Below are 17,089 nucleotides of genomic sequence, written 5' to 3'. Positions count from 1 at the left end.
CTTACAAATCATGGTGCAAATAAGCGGCCTGCTTGGGCAGACGCAAGCTGAACAGGAACGCCACCGCCATCATCGCGGTGACGTACCAGTAGAAGGTGTTTTCCATACCGATGGACTTCAGGCTCAACGCGACCACTTCCGCCGAACCGCCGAACACCGCGTTGGCCACGGCGTACGCCAGGCCCACGCCCAAGGCGCGTACCTGGGGCGGGAACATCTCCGCTTTGACCAGGCCGCTGATCGAGGTGTAGAAGCTGACGATCGCCAGGGCCAGGGTAATCAGGACAAAGGCCAGGAACGGACTGGTGACGGTTTTCAGGGTCAGCAGGATCGGCACCGTGAACAGCGTGCCGAGGCCGGCGAACCAGAGCATGGAATTGCGCCGGCCGATCCTGTCGGCCAGCATGCCGAACAGCGGCTGCATGCACATGTAGAGAAACAGCGCACCGGTCATGATGTAGCTGGACGTCTTGGCGTGCATACCGACGGTGTTCACCAGGTACTTCTGCATGTAGGTGGTAAAGGTATAGAAAATCAGCGAGCCGCCGGCGGTGTAGCCCAGCACCGTGATGAACGCTTTGCCGTGGTCACGGAACAGCGCAACGATACTGCCGGCGTCCTTGTCTTCACGCATTTCCTTGCTGGTGGTTTCCTTGAGGGTACGACGCAGCAGCAGGGAGATCACCGCCGCAATGGCGCCGATCACGAACGGAATCCGCCAGCCCCAGGCGCGTAATTCTTCTTCGGTGAGGATCTGTTGCAGGATTACCACCACCAGCACCGCCAGCAGTTGCCCGCCGATCAGGGTCACGTACTGGAACGAGGCGAAGAAACCGCGCTGGCCCTTGAGTGCCACTTCGCTCATGTAGGTGGCGGTGGTGCCGTATTCGCCACCCACCGACAACCCCTGGAACAGCCGCGCCACCAACAACAGCGCCGGGGCCCAGGCGCCGATATCCTTGTAAGTGGGCAGGAAGGCGATGACCAGGGAGCCGGCGCACATCATCAGCACCGATATCATCATTGAGTTCTTGCGGCCATGCTTGTCGGCCACCCGGCCAAACAGCCAGCCTCCGATGGGGCGCATCAGGAACCCGGCGGCGAATACGCCAGCGGTGTTGAGCAGTTGGACGGTGGGGTCATCCGACGGAAAAAACGCCGGGGCAAAGTAGATGGCGCAGAAGGCATAGACGTAGAAGTCGAACCATTCGACCAGGTTGCCGGAGGAAGCACCGACAATCGCAAAAATCCGTTTGCTGCGTTCTTCTCCGGTGTAGTGACTGGTTTTTGTTGTCATGGTTTTTACTCAATGGGAACGGTTATAGCCTAGACATACTTTGCAACAACCATGTTCCGCAAGCAGACTTTTCGGACAGTGTTGCCTGGGAGGGCCCTATCGGGGGCAAGCCCCCTCCCACACTTGATAGGCGGCGCGGTCAAAATGTGGGAGGGGGCTTGCCCCGATGAGGCCCTCCAGCCAACTCAGTAATCGAAGAACACCGTTTCCTTATCTGTCCCTTGCAAAATCACATTCCACTGATGCACACCCGCCGCATCCGGCTTGGCAATCAAAGTACCGCGCCGCTCGGCCGGCACACACGCCAGCAGCGGGTCATCACCATTCAACGCTTCACCGTCAAAATAAATCCGCGTCAGTAGGTGCTTCACCAATCCTCGGGCAAACACCAGCACGACAAGATGCGGCGCCTGGGTCGTGCCCTTGAGCCCCGGCACGCTGCCCGGCTTGATCGTGGTAAAGCGAAAGCGCCCTTCGGCATCCACCGGCACGCGGCCAAAGCCTTCAAAGTGGGGGTCCAGCGCTTTGTCCTGATCGTCTTCCGGGTGGGCGTACTTGCCGGCGGCGTTCGCCTGCCACACCTCGAGCATGGCGTCGTTGACCACATCACCATTGCCGTCCAGCACTTGCCCGCTGATCGCCACGCGCTCGCCGAGGGTGGCGGCGACGGTCAGGTCTTCGCGGTTAAGCCAGGTCAGGCCGATGTGGTAATACGGCCCGACGGTGTGGGACGTGGTTGCGTAAAGGCTCATCTCATTTCTCCATCGGCGTGGCGTCGCGGCCGCGCAGGACGATGTCCCAGCGGTAGCCGAGGGCATAGGAAGGAATGGTTTTTTCCAGGTCGAAACTGGCGATCAAGCGTTGCTTGGCGCGGGTGTCCGGCACACAGTTGTAGATCGGGTCGTATTCGAGCAGCGGGTCGCCGGGGAAATACATTTGCGTGACCAACCGCGTCAGCACACTCGGGCCGAACAGCGAAAAGTGGATATGCGCCGGACGCCAGGCGTTGTGGTGGTTGCCCCACGGGTAGGCACCGGGCTTGATGGTCTGGAACTGGTACCAGCCCTCGGCATCGGTAACGGTGCGCCCGGTACCGGTGAAGTTCGGGTCCAGCGGCGCATCGTGCAGGTCGCGCTTGTGGTTGTAGCGGCCGGCAGCGTTGGCTTGCCAGATCTCCACGAGGATGCCCGGCACCGGCAGGCCGTTCTCGTCCAGCACACGCCCGTGAATGATGATGCGCTCGCCCTGGGGCTCGCCTTCATGCTGGGCGGTGAGGTCGTTGTCCTGGGCATCGATACGCTCGGCACCGATGGTCGGGCCGGTGATTTCCGACAACGAATGGGGCAGGAACACCAACGGCTGGGACGGCGAACGCAGGTTCGTCGACTGATAGGCCGGGTGCAGGTAATCAGGTTGAGTGCCCGCTTGCGGGCGCCGGTAACCGGGCTTGTCACTCATGGAGCAATCCTCTCTTGTTAGATGCGTTCAATCGCCAGGGCCAGGCCTTGGCCGACGCCCACACACATAGTCGCCAGGCCTTTGCGGCCGCCGGTTTTTTCCAGCTGATGCAGGGCGGTCAGTACCAACCGCGCACCGCTCATGCCCAGGGGATGGCCCAGGGCGATGGCGCCGCCGTTGGGGTTGACCTGCGGCGCATCGTCGGCGAGGCCTAGCTCGCGCAGCACCGCCAGGCCTTGGCTGGCGAAGGCTTCGTTGAGCTCGATCACGTCAAAATCGGTGATCGCCAGCCCCAGGCGCTCCACCAGCTTGCGCACCGCCGGCACCGGGCCGATGCCCATCACACGCGGGGCGACGCCCGCACTGGCCATGCCCAGTACCCGGGCGCGGGCGGTGAGGCCGTGTTTTTTCACCGCCTCGCCAGAGGCCAGGATCAGCGCGGCAGCGCCATCGTTGACCCCCGAGGCATTGCCGGCGGTCACGGTTTTGTCGGGGCCGTTCACCGGTTTGAGTTTGGCCAGCGCTTCCAGGGTGGTGTCCCTGGGATGCTCGTCGTGCTCCACCAGGGTTTCGCCTTTTTTATGGGCGACCCGCACCGGTACGATTTCTTCGGCGAAGAAGCCGGCAGCTTGCGCGGCGGCGGTACGTTGCTGGCTGCGCAGGGCGAACGCGTCCTGGTCGGCGCGGGAAATGTGGTAGTCGTCGGCGACGTTATCGGCGGTCTGCGGCATCGCATCCACGCCGTACAGGGCCTTCATCAACGGGTTGATAAAGCGCCAGCCAATGGTGGTGTCTTCCAGTTTCATGCTGCGCGAAAACGCCGCATCGGCCTTGCCCATCACGAACGGCGCGCGGGACATCGACTCGACGCCACCGGCAATCGCCAACTCCATCTCGCCGCTGGCAATCGCGCGAAAGGCCGTGCCGATGGCGTCCATGCCCGAGGCGCACAGGCGGTTGAGGGTCACGCCTGGGGTGCTTTCCGGCAGACCCGCCAACAGCAGCGCCATGCGTGCCACGTTACGGTTGTCTTCGCCGGCCTGGTTGGCGCAGCCGAGGAACACTTCATCAACGGCATTCCAGTCCACCGTCGGGTTGCGCTCCATCAGTGCCTTGATCGGCAAGGCCGCCAGGTCATCGGCACGCACCGTGGACAGGCCACCGCCGAAACGACCGATGGGGGTTCGAATAGCATCACAGATAAAGACATCACGCATCAGGCTTCTCCCGGCGCTTGGCCATGGGCGGCTGCGGTGCGGGCTTCAAGGTCACGCAGGGCGTTCAGCTCAACGTCGGTCGGTTCGGCGGTGACTTCGACCTGGTCGGCAAAGCGGATTGCCCAACCGGTGGCCGCTGTCACCTGCTCACGGGTCACGCCCGGGTGCAACGCGGTGACCACGAACTCATGGGTGCCCTCTTCCGGCTCCATGATGCACAGGTCGGTAATGATGCCGACGGGACCGGCGCCCGGCAGGCCCAGGCGTTTACGCGAATCGCCACCTTCGCCGTGGCCGACCGAGGTGATGAAGTCCAGCTTGTCGACAAACGAGCGGGACGACTGTTTAAGGATGATCAACACGCTCTTGGCGGAACCGGCGATCTCCGGCGCGCCGCCGGCCCCCGGCAAACGCACCTTGGGCTGGTGATAATCGCCGACCACGGTGGTGTTGATATTGCCGAAACGGTCAACCTGAGCCGCGCCAAGAAAGCCCACGTCGATGCGCCCGCCTTGCAGCCAGTAGCGGAAGATCTCACCGGTCGGCACCACCGTATCGGCGGTTTCCGCCAGTTCACCGTCGCCGATGGACAGCGGCAGCACCGATGGCTTGGCGCCAATCGGGCCGGACTCGTAGATCAGCACCACGTCGGGCGACGAGGTCAGGCGCGCGAGGTTGGCCGCCTTGGACGGCAGGCCGATGCCGACAAAGCACACCGAGCCGTTCTTGAGGCGACGCGCGGCGGCGACGGTCATCATTTCATTGGTGGAGTAAGCCATCACTTGGCCTCCTGCGCGGTGGCCAGCTTGGCCTGGAATTCACTGAAGTCGGCGGTGCCGTGAATGTATTCGTCAATCCAGGCGGTAAAGGTCCCACGGTCGCGGGCAATCGGGTCCCACGCCTGGTAGAAACGGTTGTCCCGCTCGTTGTAGCCGTGGGCGTAGGACGGATGCGCGCCACCGGGCACGTGACACACGGCGGTCAGGGCCCAGGTCGGCAATACGCAGCTATTCATCGGCGCGTTCAGGTCATCGACGATTTCCTCGACGGTGACGATGCAGCGCTTGGCCGCCAGGGCCGCTTCCTTCTGCACGCCAAGAATGCCCCAGAGCAGCACGTTGCCCTTGCGATCAGCCTTCTGCGCATGGATCACCGTGACATCCGGGCGTACCGACGGCACCGCCGCCAGCACCTCGCCGGTGAATGGGCAGGTGACGGTCTTGATCAGCGGGTTGACCTTGGGCAAGTCGGAACCGGCGTAGGCACGCAACACCGCAAACGGCAGGCCGGAGGCGCCGGCGACGTAGGCATTGGCCAGGTCGGCATGGCTGTGTTCTTCGATCTCCAATGGCTGCGGCCAGTGTTTTTCCACGGCGTCGCGCAGGCGATGCAGGGAACCCACACCAGGGTTGCCGCCCCAGGAGAAAATCAACTTGCGCGCACAGCCGGCACCGATCAACTGGTCGTAGATCAGGTCAGGCGTCATACGCACCAGCGTCAGGTCTTTCTTGCCCTGACGAATGATTTCATGACCTGCGGCTGTAGGGATCAGGTGAGTAAAGCCTTCGAGCGCGACGGTATCGCCGTCGCTCACGAAGCGCTTGACTGCATCACGCAGGGTAAGAATTTCAGCCATGGGGTTGGGCTCCCGGTGTTGATCGAAAAAGGCGCTGAGGTGGCGCCGAAGTGCTTGAAGATTAAGCCGGGGAAATGGGTGGAACAATCCGATAATCGACTCAGTGTTCGGTTATCGAACGAATTGTTGCCTACCCTAATCTCCTCAACGAACACGATTCAATGTGGGAGGGGGCTTGCCCCCGATAGCGATATATCAGTCAGGAATTAGTCAACTGACCCACCGCTATCGGGAGCAAGCCCCCTCCCACAGTTAACCGCGCCAGACGTCAGGTCGCGTCGGCATGGCTGACCATGCCTTTGATCACCACGGCAGCGGTGGCCAGCGCTGCCGGAATCACCAATGCCGTCAGCACCTGCTCGAAATTCCAGCCCAGGCCCAGCAAGGTAGCCCCCATCCACGCCCCCAGAATCGCACCGAAACGGCCAATACCGAGCATCCACGACACGCCGGTGGCGCGGCCCTGAGTGGGGTAGAAACGCGCCGCCAGTGAGGGCATCGCCGATTGCGCACCGTTGACGCACATCCCGGCCATCAGCACCAGGGTCGCCAGTAAGGTGATATTGCCCAGGCTCTGCCCTACCGCGTAGGCAAACACCCCGGCCAGCAGATAGAAGGTGCCGATCACCTTGTGCGGGTTGAACCGGTCCATCGCCCAGCCCACGCCCACCGCGCTCAATACGCCGCCAAACTGGAACAACGCGCCGATAAACGCGGCCTGTTCCATGCTGGCGCCACTGTCGCGCATCAGAGTTGGCAGCCAACTGGTGAGCAGATAAACGATCACCAGGCCCATGAAGTAGGTAAGCCACAGCAACAACGTGCCGGCGCTGTAGGTGCCAGAGAAAATCACCGCGAGCACGTTGCGTGTCTTGACGGTCTTCTGCTCCGGCACGCTGAAGGCGCTGGCCTGGGCAACGATAGCGGGCGCAATGGGAGACAGGGTCTTGCGCACCTTGTCGGTGCCACGGTTGCGCACCACCAGGTAACGCGCCGATTCCGGCAACCACACCAACAGCACGGCGGCCAGGATCAACGGCAGGATGCCGCCGATCAGCAACAGGCTGTGCCAGCCGAACGCCGGGATCAACTTGGCCGAGATAAACCCGCCACCGGCCATGCCCAGGTTGAAGCCGCAGAACATGCTGGTCACCAGCAGCGACTTGTGCCGCTCGGGCGTGTATTCAGAAAGCAGCGTGGTGGCGTTGGGCATGCCGGCGCCCAGGCCCAGGCCCGTCAGGAAACGCAACACCAGCAGTTGGTCGACATTGCTGCTGTAGGCCGATGCCAGGCTGAAGGCGCCAAACACCAGCACTGCGCCCACCAGCACGCCTTTGCGCCCGAAGCGGTCGGCCAGCGGGCCGGAACCCAGCGCGCCGAACACCATGCCGATCAATGCGGCGCTCATCACCGGGCCGAGGCTTGCGCGGTCGATGCCCCAGTCCTGGGACAGCGCGGGCGCGATAAAACCCATGGCGGCGGTGTCGAGGCCGTCGAGAAAGACAATCAGGAAACACAGGATTACCACACGCCATTGATAACGCGACAACGGCTGGGCGTTGATGAAGGACTGCACGTCCAAGGTGGTACCGACAGAGGGCTGATTCATTATTTTTATTCCACACCGATGGCGGGTCAGCGACCGGGGGTCGCCGTTATTATTGGAGCGCTTGGGAGCGCTGCCGCACATTAATGAGCCAGGGGAAACAGCGTCAATCGATCAAGCCGGGATCTGTGCGGTCACCGAACACTTAGGCAAACAGTTGCGTACTCAGCTCGCGACTGGCGCTGAGCATGCTCGGCAGGAAGCGCTGCTCCAGCTCGCTGCGGCTGACCCGCCCGGCATGGGTACTCACATTGAGCGCGGCCAACACCTGGCCGGACGCGTCGTACACCGGTACGGCGATGGAGCGCAGGCCCTGCTCCAGTTCCTGATCGACGATGCACCAACCCTGCTGACGAACCTGTTGCAGGCATTCGAACAAAGCCTCGGGCGTGGTCAAGGTGCGACTGGTCTTGGTTTGCAGGTCGGCGTGATCGAGATAATCCTGCAGCGAAGCATCGTCCAAGGCGGCCAGCAGGATACGGCCCATGGAGGTGCAGTACGCCGGCAAGCGGCCGCCCACGGAAAGGTCCACGGAAATCAGGCGCTGAGTGGTGGCGGAACGGGCGATGTACAGAATGTCGTCGCCTTCGAGGGTCGCCATGTTGCAGGCTTCGTGAAGCTGTTCGCTCATGCGGTCCAGATAAGGCTGGGCCGACACGGCCAAAGGCGTCGATGACAGATACGCATGGCCAAGCGTCAGCACCTTGGGCAGCAACGAGTAGGTACGGCCATCGGTGGTGGCGTAACCGAGCTTGATCAAGGTGTGCAGGCAACGGCGCACGGCGGCGCGGGGGATTTCGGTGCGGTGGCTGATCTGGGCGATGGTCAGGTGACGCTTGCGCTCCTGAAACGCCTGCACCACGGCCAGGCCACGGGCCAGGGAGGTCATGAAGTCCGGATCACCCGTGAAGGCCTGGATGCGCTTGGCGGGTGAGGCCACGATCGGCGGCGCCACGGACGCGAAAGAATTGCGCAATTGATCGTTCATTGCAGGGATCCTTTTTCTTGTTTTCAACCACAGAAGGGCTGGCTGTCATTTCTAGCCGCGCCAGCAGAGATGTACAAGACGGGGCCGGCAACATTGGGCGATTATCGGACGATCATTCGATTATCGCAATTTTCAGTGGCCAAGCCTGTTTCAAAGCCTTGTGGAAGAAAAACCAGATGACCATGGATAGATATGTTCAGCCAACACTTACGTTGTGATGTAACAAAACCCGCATATGAAGTTGATGCTTTTAACTTTATGCCGATAGCGTTATTCACATGCATCGCTATAATGCAGCCTGTGCAGAGGTCAGCCCAATTTACCTGTTGGGATCAGAGCTCGCCCGGCGCCGCATACTCGAGCGCAGGGTCGATTAAAGTATCGGATTGAAAAAGCGACCGCGGGTCCCCACTTCAAACTTGCACGGTCCGTCTGTTCAAGTTCGTACACCCCAGGGCCGCCTTTTGGCATGACGTTGCACTTTTATTAAACTCAACTCAATTAGGTACAACTGTGACGAAAGATGAACTGCGCGCGGAACTTGAGCGCCAGGAGCAACGTTACAAGGATGTTTACGGCGGGGAAGTCACCACCTACGCCGCCCAGCCTGAGCCGGAACGTAAGCCATGGCGCAAGCGCGCCAGCCTGCTGGACCAGGCATTCGCTCAGGAAATCCAGAAAATCGAGCAGGAACTCAAGACCGAAGAGCCCTGAGTGCTCCTCGGGTTGAGTCTTCAGGTTTTTGCTGCCTCTGCGGCCCACCACCGGCCGGGGGCAGCACGCATTAGCCGCCGCTGGTCGGCGCCCTACTGCCGCCAACGAATTTTCATACAAATGTTTCACACATGACGTTTTCGTGACGAAACCGCGTCTTTTCGCGCCCCGGCGTTAAAAATCAAAGACTTGCCAAAGCCCCGAAAACCCTGGGATACGCCCGTTTCCAGCGGTTTTTTTCCAAGTAGATTGTTACCGATGAACAGCTAATGCATCGATTACTGAGGTTTTCTGGCATAATCGCGCCCCCTTACGACCGGGTCAGAAAACCTTCATGATCGATTTATTCAGCGGACTGGATGCTTGGGTTCTAGTGAGCCTGTTGCTCGCCCTGGCCTTTGTCCTCGCCTTCGAGTTCATCAATGGCTTTCATGACACCGCTAACGCGGTGGCCACAGTCATCTATACCAAAGCGATGCCGCCACACCTGGCGGTGTTCTTCTCCGGGGTGTTCAATTTCCTCGGCGTGCTGCTCGGTGGTGTGGGTGTCGCCTACGCCATCGTGCATTTGCTGCCGGTGGAGTTGCTGATCAATGTGAACACCGGCCATGGTCTGGCGATGGTCTTCTCGTTGTTGGCGGCGGCAATCACCTGGAACCTGGGCACCTGGTACTTCGGGATCCCGGCCTCCAGCTCCCACACCCTGATCGGCTCGATCCTCGGCGTGGGCCTGGCCAACGCCCTGATCAACGATATTCCCCTGGCTGACGGTGTGAACTGGCAGAAAGCGATCGATATCGGTGCGTCCCTGGTGTTCTCGCCGATGGCCGGTTTCCTGGTCGCAGCCCTGGTGCTGATCGGCCTGAAGTGGTGGCGCCCGCTGTCGAAGATGCACAAGACCCCGGACCAACGCCGCAAGCTTGATGACAAGAAGCACCCGCCGTTCTGGAACCGCCTGGTCCTGGTGATTTCCGCCATGGCCGTGAGCTTCGTGCACGGCTCCAACGATGGGCAGAAAGGTATCGGCCTGATCATGCTGGTACTGATCGGTATCGTGCCGGCGCAGTTCGTGCTCGACCTGGGCAGCACCACCTACCAGATCGAACGGACCCGCGATGCCACTGTGCATCTGAGCCAGTTCTACCAGCGCAACAACGCCACCCTCGGCGAGTTCCTGGCACTGGGCAAAAGCGTGAAGGACGACCTGCCGGGCAAGTTCCAGTGCAACCCGCAGCAGACCGAGCCGACCATCAACGCGCTCGTTGACACGCTCAAAGGTGTGTCCGACTACCACTCGTTGAATGCCGACCAGCGCATTGAAGTGCGTCGCTACCTGCTCTGCCTGGACGATACCGCGAAGAAAGTCGGCAAGCTGCCTGGCCTGGATGCGCGTGAGAAGTCCGACCTCGACAAGCTGCGCAAAGACCTGACCGCCACGACCGAATACGCGCCGTTCTGGGTGATCCTCGCGGTCGCACTGGCCCTGGGCCTGGGCACCATGGTGGGCTGGAAACGCGTGGTACTGACCATCGGTGAGAAGATCGGCAAGCAAGGCATGACCTATGCCCAGGGCATGTCGGCGCAGATCACCACCGCCACCATGATCGGCTTTGCCAATATCTTCGCCCTGCCGGTGTCCACCACCCACGTGTTGTCTTCTGGCGTGGCCGGTACCATGGTCGCCAACAAAAGCGGCCTGCAAGGCGGCACGGTCAAGACCATCCTGATGGCGTGGGTGCTGACCCTGCCGGCAACCGTAGGCCTCTCGGCCGGGTTGTTCTGGCTGGCGTCCAAGGCGCTGGGCAGCTGATAGCAGGCGGCAATGAACAAGGTGCGATTCGCGAGAATCGCACCTTTTTTTATGGCCCTGATGATCGTTCCCACGCTCTGCGTGGGAATGCGCCCCGTGACGCTCCGCGTCACCCATGCGCAGGCCTCAACAGCGGGACGCGGAGCGTCCGAGGCGGCATTCCCACGCAGAGCGTGGGAACGATCGGCCAAAAAAAAGGCGACCGAAGTCGCCCAAAATGCCTTGCGTGCCCTGTAACCCGGAAAGACTTAGGGTTTTTTACGCTTGTGTGCGTCTTTCCAGATAAAAATGCCAAACCCTACAAAAAACAGCACCATGAGGCTTACGGTCAGCACTCCGGCAAATACCACATTATCGATAAACATGACCGGCCTCCTGCACTTGCCCTGTTGCGATAGGGCTAAGTTAATCGAGAAGGCGGATTGGGAAATTGACGGGGATCAATGTCGCCCTCGACGGGGCGTAAAGAAAGGCAATAACTGACCTGCATCAATGGAGGCCAGTTGATTCAACGTTTTTTCGGCTTGTTCTTCGATTTCTTCTTGGCCTTACCCAGGGGCATGGCCTGTTCAAACGCCTGGCGCACTTCATTCAGGCGTTTGTCATTGAGATCATGCACACGCTTGGCGCGCTCGGCATTCAGGTCGATCAGCTTGTCATCATCACTCATGGCTTGGCTTACGTTATGGCGGGAATGTTCCAATAATGCGGCCTCCTCCGCTCGACCGCAAATCAGCCGGCGATCAAACCTCGATATCCACCCACAGGCCCTGGCGCGGCGCGTCTTCAATCAGCGGCGCTACGGGGACAGTATTGTCGGCGTTGAGCAGATCGCCGGGGATCGGCAGGTGCTGCTCGGGATCCTCGCTGGCTTCACGCTGACGCTTTTGCTGCTCTTGCTGACGGCGCTGTTCTTCGCGCAGCAGAAAGGTCGATTGCTCGGCATCGCCTTTTTTCAGGTCGATGGTGCTCTCGTTGGAGCCTTGTTGAACCGGCACCACGGGCGGGATATCCGGCTTCTGGCGTACCGGATCGAGTTGTGACGTGACCGGCACAACGCTGACGGGCAGCATGGGTGGCAACATAATCTTGATTCTCCTGATCAACAGGCTGTCGGCGCGCCCCGGGGCGACTTGAACATTCGCTGGTCAAGCTGTGACCCAGTCGACACTTATGAGTGCCCGCCACCCGTCGATTCGCCCTGCGGGCCTGGGCGCTGACGCAGTAGTTTTTGTCAGAGTACTTTTTGTCAGAGTACTTTTTGTCGGAGTCCTTGGGCGTGAGGCCTTGTTCCGTTAAGATAGTCGGCTTTTTCACGGCGGGAGTCAGGCAGCATGGCGCAGCAGTATCAACCGGGGCAACGCTGGATTAGTGACAGCGAAGCAGAGCTGGGGTTAGGCACCGTTCTGGCACAGGACGGCCGCTTGTTGACCGTGCTCTATCCGGCCACTGGCGACACCCGCCAGTATGCGCTACGGAATGCGCCCCTCACCCGCGTGAGGTTTTCGCCGGGCGACAGCATCACCCATTTCGAAGGCTGGAAGATGACCGTGCAGGAAGTCGACGACGTCGACGGCCTGCTGGTGTACCACGGCCTCAACGGGCAGAACGAACAGGTCACCCTGCCGGAAACCCAACTGTCCAACTTCATCCAGTTCCGCCTCGCCAGCGACCGCCTGTTCGCCGGGCAGATCGACCCGCTGGCCTGGTTCTCGCTGCGCTACCACACCCTGGAACACACCAGTCGCCAATTGCAGTCCGCACTGTGGGGCCTGGGCGGCGTGCGTGCGCAACCGATTGCCCACCAACTGCACATCGCCCGTGAAGTCGCTGACCGTATCGCGCCACGGGTATTGCTGGCCGACGAAGTGGGCCTGGGCAAGACCATCGAAGCCGGCCTGGTGATCCATCGCCAGCTGCTGTCGGGCCGTGCCAGCCGCGTGCTGATCCTGGTCCCGGAAAACCTGCAGCACCAGTGGCTGGTGGAAATGCGCCGGCGCTTCAACCTGCAGGTTGCGCTGTTCGACGAAGAGCGCTTTATCGAAAGCGATGCCACCAACCCGTTCGAAGACACTCAGCTGGCGCTGGTCGCCCTGGAATGGCTGGTGGACGACGAGAAGGCCCAGGACGCGCTGTTTGCCGCGGGTTGGGACCTGCTGGTGGTCGACGAAGCCCACCACCTGGTGTGGCACGAAGAAAAAGCCAGCGCCGAGTACTCGCTGGTCGAGCAACTCGCCGAAGTGATTCCCGGCGTGCTGCTGCTCACCGCTACGCCGGAACAACTGGGCCAGGACAGCCACTTCGCGCGCCTGCGCCTGCTGGACCCGAACCGTTTCCACGACCTGCACGCCTTCCGCGCCGAAAGCGAGAACTACCGCCCGGTGGCCGAAGCCGTGCAGGAGCTGCTGGACAAGGGCCGCTTGTCGCCCGCCGCGCACAAAACCATCCAGGGTTTCCTCGGCAATGAAGGCGAAGCCCTGCTCACCGCCGTCAACGATGGCGACAGCGAGGCCAGCGCGCGCCTGGTGCGTGAACTGCTCGACCGCCACGGCACCGGCCGCGTGCTGTTTCGCAACACCCGCGCCGCCGTGCAGGGGTTCCCCGAGCGTAAACTGCACGCCTACCCGCTGCCGAACCCAGACGAATACATGGAGTTGCCCCTGGGCGAACATGCCGAGCTGTATCCGGAGGTCAGCTTCCAGTCGCAGCCGGACATCGAGGAAGACAACCGCTGGTGGCGCTTCGACCCGCGCGTGGAGTGGCTGATCGACCAGCTGAAAATGCTCAAGCGCACCAAGGTCCTGGTGATCTGCGCTCACGCCGAAACCGCCATGGACCTGGAAGACGCGCTGCGCGTACGTTCCGGCATTCCGGCCACGGTGTTCCACGAAGGCATGAATATCCTCGAGCGCGACCGCGCCGCGGCCTACTTCGCGGATGAAGAGTTCGGCGCCCAGGTGCTGATTTGTTCGGAAATCGGCAGTGAAGGCCGTAACTTCCAGTTCTCCCACCACTTGGTGCTGTTCGACCTGCCGTCGCACCCCGACCTGCTGGAACAGCGCATCGGCCGTCTGGACCGGATCGGCCAGAAACACGTGATCGAACTGCACGTGCCGTACCTGGAAACCAGCCCGCAAGAGCGCCTGTTCCAGTGGTACCACGAAGCGCTGAACGCATTCCTCAACACCTGCCCGACCGGCAACGCCTTGCAGCATCAGTTCGGCCCGCGCCTGCTGCCACTGCTGGAAAACGCCGACGACGGCGAATGGCAGGCCCTGATCGACGAAGCCCGTACCGAGCGCGAGCGTCTGGAGCAGGAACTGCACACCGGTCGTGACCGCTTGCTGGAGCTCAACTCCGGCGGTGCCGGTGAAGGCGATGCGCTGGTCGAAGACATCCTCGAGCAAGACGACCAGTTCGCCCTGCCGATCTATATGGAAACCCTGTTCGACGCCTTCGGCATCGACAGCGAAGACCATTCGGAAAACGCACTGATCCTCAAGCCCAGCGAGAAGATGCTCGACGCCAGCTTCCCCCTGGGCGACGACGAAGGCGTGACCATCACCTACGACCGTAACCAGGCGCTGTCCCGTGAAGACATGCAGTTCATCACCTGGGAACACCCGATGGTGCAAGGCGGCATGGACCTGGTGCTGTCCGGTTCCATGGGCAACACCGCCGTGGCGCTGATCAAGAACAAGGCGCTCAAGCCGGGCACCGTATTGCTCGAACTGCTGTATGTCAGCGAAGTGGTTGCCCCGCGCTCGCTGCAACTGGGTCGCTACCTGCCACCGGCAGCGCTGCGCTGCCTGCTGGATGCCAACGGCAATGACCTGTCCGGCCGCGTGTCGTTCGTGACCTTGAACGAGCAGTTGGAAAGCGTGCCCCGGGCCAGCGCCAACAAATTCGTGCAGGCCCAGCGCGACCAATTGACGCCGCGCATCAATGCCGGCGAAGAGAAAATCGCCCCGCGTCACGCCGAACGTGTGGCCGAGGCCAAGCGTCGCCTGGCGGCAGACACCGACGAAGAGCTGGCGCGCTTGACCGCGCTGCAAGCGGTCAACCCGACCGTGCGCGACAGCGAGCTGGTCGCCCTGCGCAACCAGCGCGAGCAAGGCCTGGCCATGCTCGACAAGGCGGCGTTGCGACTGGAAGCGATTCGGGTGTTGGTCGCGGGTTGAGTACCGCCCTGCCCTGGTGAATAGAGGCCCGCGCAATACGGGCCTTTTTTATTCACTGGAAAATGGCTGTGGCTGTGAGGGCCTCATCGGGGGCAAGCCCCCTCCCACACTCGAATGTATTCACAGTTCAAATGTGGGAGGGGGCTTGCCCCCGATAGAGTCACCGCGATCTCAAGCCGTAGCCAACGCCGGCACCTCCACCGCACTTAGCCCCTCTTTCATCCGCTTGGCATCGCGCACAAAACTGCGCGACGCCTGGAACAGAAACAGCATGGTCAGGAACAACGCCACCGGAATCAGGTACATGGCGTCGTGCAAACCTACAGCCTTGTAGGCCTCGGTCATCTGCTCGGCCCCCGCCGCATACATCGCCGCATGCGCAAAGTGATCAGACAGCCCGCCCACCACAATCGGCCCCATCCCACCGCCCAGCAGATACAAGCCGGCAAAGAACAACGCCATCGCCGTGGCCCGCAGGCGCGGTTCAACCACGTCCTGGATTGCCGTGTACACGCAGGTATAGAAGTTATAGGCAAACAACCAGCCCACACTGAACAGCGCGACGAACACGCCGATCTCGATCCGCCCGGCATGCAATGCCCAGGCGGTGGTGAGCGTGGAGATGATCAGACTGCACGCGGCAAACAGCAGCCGGCCATTGGCGACCCGCTGATGGATCTTGTCGGCAATCCAGCCGCCCAGGGTCAGGCCCACCAGGCCGGTCACGCCAACGATGACACCGGTGGCCACCGCTGCATCCTGCAACGGCATCAGGAAGTAACGCTGCAGCATCGGCACCAGGAACGAGTTGCACGCATAGGTGGCGAAGTTGAAGCACAGCCCGGCCAGTACCAGCCACAGGAAGGTCGGCACCGCGAGTACGCGGCGGATCGGGCGGTCGACGCGTTCCTGGGGCACTTGCACCGTTTCCGCCGCGCCGCGTTTGGGCTCCTTGATGTAGAACATGAATACCGCGAGGATCAGCCCCGGTACGGCGGCAATAAAGAACGGCGCACGCCAGCTGTCGAACGCCTTGACCATCCAGCCGATGGTGAAGAACGCCAGCAGCAAGCCCAACGGCAGGCCCAGCATGAAAATGCCCATGGCGCGCGCGCGGCGGTGGGCGGGAAACAGATCGCCAATCAATGAATTGGCGGCGGGGGCATAGCTGGCCTCCCCGATGCCAATGCCCATGCGCACCACCAGGAAACTCCAGAAACTGCCGGCCAGGCCATTGAGCGCAGTCAGCCCGCTCCAGGCAAACAAGCCCCAGCCCATCAATTTGCTGCGCGAGCCGGTGTCGGCCAGGCGCCCCAGCGGCAGCCCGGCGATGGCATAGACGATGGTGAAAGAGGTACCGATGATGCCGAGCTGAAAGTCGCTCAGGTGCCATTCCATGCGGATCGGCTCGATGATGATCGCGGGAATGGTCCGATCGAAAAAGTTGAACAGGTTGGCGAGGAACAGCAGGAACAGAATGCGCCAGGCATTCGCCGCTTGGGTCGAGTTCTGCATGGGTCCGTCTCTTTTATTGTTATGAGAGCTGCGATGCCCACTGCATCCTGCTCAGGTATCTGCAACATAGTCAGGCTGGCGGCGCTTGTCTGTAATGATTCGTAAAGCTGATAGGACGTGATTTCACCCGGCATTACGGGGCTTTCCCTACAAAAATATATGTGTGCGCCCCCCTTCCCAACGGCCAGCGCCCGGATAGAATGGCGAGCCTTCCCGCAGTCCCCCTTACCTATCCTTAATCGATGACGCCCATGTCCGAAGCCAGTCCGTGTCTGAATTGCGGTGCCTGCTGTTCATACTTTCGTGTGTCTTTCTTCTGGGGCGAGTGCGCCTCATCGGGCGGCACCGTGCCCGATGACCTGGTGGTGCAGATCAACCCCACCCGCGTGGCGATGATCGGCACCGACCAGAAGCCCGCACGCTGCTGCAGCCTCGAGGGTGAAGTGGGCAAAGGCACGCGCTGTTCAATTTATGAACAGCGCTCAAGCCCCTGCCGCGAGTTCGACGCCTCCTGGAGCCAGGGCGTGCAAAACGTCGATTGCGATGCTGCCCGTGCTGCCTTCGGCCTGGCGCCGCTCGAAGAGCCGCTTTTTGCGCTGGATTTGCCCATCAGCGCTTAGCATCAAACGCTATGGCTGGCATGCAAAAAGAGTTGAATCAAAGTGCC

16 protein-coding genes are annotated in these 17,089 nt (G+C 61.5%); 4 read left to right on the top strand and 12 right to left on the bottom strand.

The features are described from left to right. Position 1: 1 nt before the first annotated feature. The 8 genes from C4J87_RS06725 to pcaR all read right to left on the bottom strand — a co-directional run bounded on the left by C4J87_RS06725 (position 2) and on the right by pcaR (position 8,202). Complete coding sequence (locus C4J87_RS06725; RefSeq protein WP_124366165.1) at positions 2-1,297, bottom strand: MFS family transporter; 1,296 nt, start codon at positions 1,295-1,297, stop codon at positions 2-4. Positions 1,298-1,482: 185 nt separating this feature from the next. After that, complete coding sequence (pcaG, locus tag C4J87_RS06720) at positions 1,483-2,049, bottom strand: protocatechuate 3,4-dioxygenase subunit alpha (protein WP_124366164.1); 567 nt, start codon at positions 2,047-2,049, stop codon at positions 1,483-1,485. 1 nt (position 2,050) lies between these two features. After that, positions 2,051-2,755 (bottom strand): protocatechuate 3,4-dioxygenase subunit beta, encoded by a 705-nt coding sequence (gene pcaH / locus C4J87_RS06715; RefSeq protein ID WP_124366163.1) that lies wholly within the window; start codon positions 2,753-2,755, stop codon positions 2,051-2,053. A 17-nt stretch (positions 2,756-2,772) separates the two neighbouring features. Further along, a complete protein-coding gene (gene pcaF / locus C4J87_RS06710; protein ID WP_177412772.1) occupies positions 2,773-3,975 on the bottom strand; it encodes a 3-oxoadipyl-CoA thiolase in 1,203 nt (400 codons plus the stop codon). Further along, entirely contained in the window at positions 3,972-4,754 is a 783-nt protein-coding gene (locus tag C4J87_RS06705) for a CoA-transferase subunit beta (protein ID WP_177412789.1), read from the bottom strand. The genes pcaF and C4J87_RS06705 overlap by 4 nt, the downstream gene beginning before the upstream one ends. Then, a complete protein-coding gene (locus C4J87_RS06700) occupies positions 4,751-5,608 on the bottom strand; it encodes a CoA transferase subunit A (protein ID WP_124366160.1) in 858 nt (285 codons plus the stop codon). The genes C4J87_RS06705 and C4J87_RS06700 overlap by 4 nt, the downstream gene beginning before the upstream one ends. 268 nt (positions 5,609-5,876) lie before the next feature. Then, on the bottom strand, positions 5,877-7,217 hold the full coding sequence (locus tag C4J87_RS06690; protein ID WP_124366158.1) for an MFS transporter: 1,341 nt from the start codon (positions 7,215-7,217) through the stop codon (positions 5,877-5,879). Between the two features lie 142 nt (positions 7,218-7,359). Beyond that, the gene (pcaR, locus tag C4J87_RS06685) at positions 7,360-8,202 is read right to left on the bottom strand and encodes a pca regulon transcriptional regulator PcaR (protein ID WP_124361666.1); all 843 of its coding nucleotides are present in this window, start codon (positions 8,200-8,202) and stop codon (positions 7,360-7,362) included. Between the two features lie 513 nt (positions 8,203-8,715). On the opposite strand from pcaR, the gene C4J87_RS06680 reads away from it, so the two are divergent. Beyond that, on the top strand, positions 8,716-8,916 hold the full coding sequence (locus tag C4J87_RS06680) for a hypothetical protein (RefSeq protein ID WP_003189295.1): 201 nt from the start codon (positions 8,716-8,718) through the stop codon (positions 8,914-8,916). Between the two features lie 334 nt (positions 8,917-9,250). Next, positions 9,251-10,726: an inorganic phosphate transporter gene (locus C4J87_RS06675; protein WP_124361665.1), complete on the top strand. Its 1,476-nt coding sequence runs from the start codon at positions 9,251-9,253 to the stop codon at positions 10,724-10,726. A 248-nt stretch (positions 10,727-10,974) separates the two neighbouring features. Here the strand turns inward: C4J87_RS06675 and ccoM are convergent, their stop codons facing one another. From ccoM to C4J87_RS06670, 3 genes are all read right to left on the bottom strand, one after another. Further along, complete coding sequence (gene ccoM / locus C4J87_RS26520) at positions 10,975-11,091, bottom strand: cytochrome c oxidase subunit CcoM (protein ID WP_034096309.1); 117 nt, start codon at positions 11,089-11,091, stop codon at positions 10,975-10,977. Positions 11,092-11,234: 143 nt separating this feature from the next. Next, on the bottom strand, positions 11,235-11,396 hold the full coding sequence (locus tag C4J87_RS26075) for a hypothetical protein (protein WP_090408332.1): 162 nt from the start codon (positions 11,394-11,396) through the stop codon (positions 11,235-11,237). A 73-nt stretch (positions 11,397-11,469) separates the two neighbouring features. Continuing rightward, positions 11,470-11,811, bottom strand: coding sequence for an aspartate-semialdehyde dehydrogenase (locus C4J87_RS06670; RefSeq protein WP_124361664.1), 342 nt, complete (start codon positions 11,809-11,811; stop codon positions 11,470-11,472). Positions 11,812-12,060: 249 nt separating this feature from the next. On the opposite strand from C4J87_RS06670, the gene rapA reads away from it, so the two are divergent. Beyond that, on the top strand, positions 12,061-14,907 hold the full coding sequence (rapA, locus tag C4J87_RS06665) for an RNA polymerase-associated protein RapA (protein WP_124366157.1): 2,847 nt from the start codon (positions 12,061-12,063) through the stop codon (positions 14,905-14,907). Between the two features lie 171 nt (positions 14,908-15,078). Here rapA and C4J87_RS06660 read toward each other — a convergent pair whose 3' ends face one another. Beyond that, complete coding sequence (locus C4J87_RS06660; protein WP_124366156.1) at positions 15,079-16,422, bottom strand: MFS transporter; 1,344 nt, start codon at positions 16,420-16,422, stop codon at positions 15,079-15,081. Positions 16,423-16,673: 251 nt separating this feature from the next. Here C4J87_RS06660 and C4J87_RS06650 point away from each other — a divergent pair, with 251 nt between their 5' ends. Beyond that, complete coding sequence (locus C4J87_RS06650) at positions 16,674-17,042, top strand: YkgJ family cysteine cluster protein (RefSeq protein WP_124366155.1); 369 nt, start codon at positions 16,674-16,676, stop codon at positions 17,040-17,042. Positions 17,043-17,089 lie beyond the last annotated feature (47 nt).

The organism is Pseudomonas sp. R1-43-08 (assembly GCF_003852255.1).
In the GTDB taxonomy this organism is placed as follows: Bacteria; Pseudomonadota; Gammaproteobacteria; order Pseudomonadales; family Pseudomonadaceae; genus Aquipseudomonas.
This window is presented reverse-complemented; position numbering and strand designations above follow the sequence as displayed.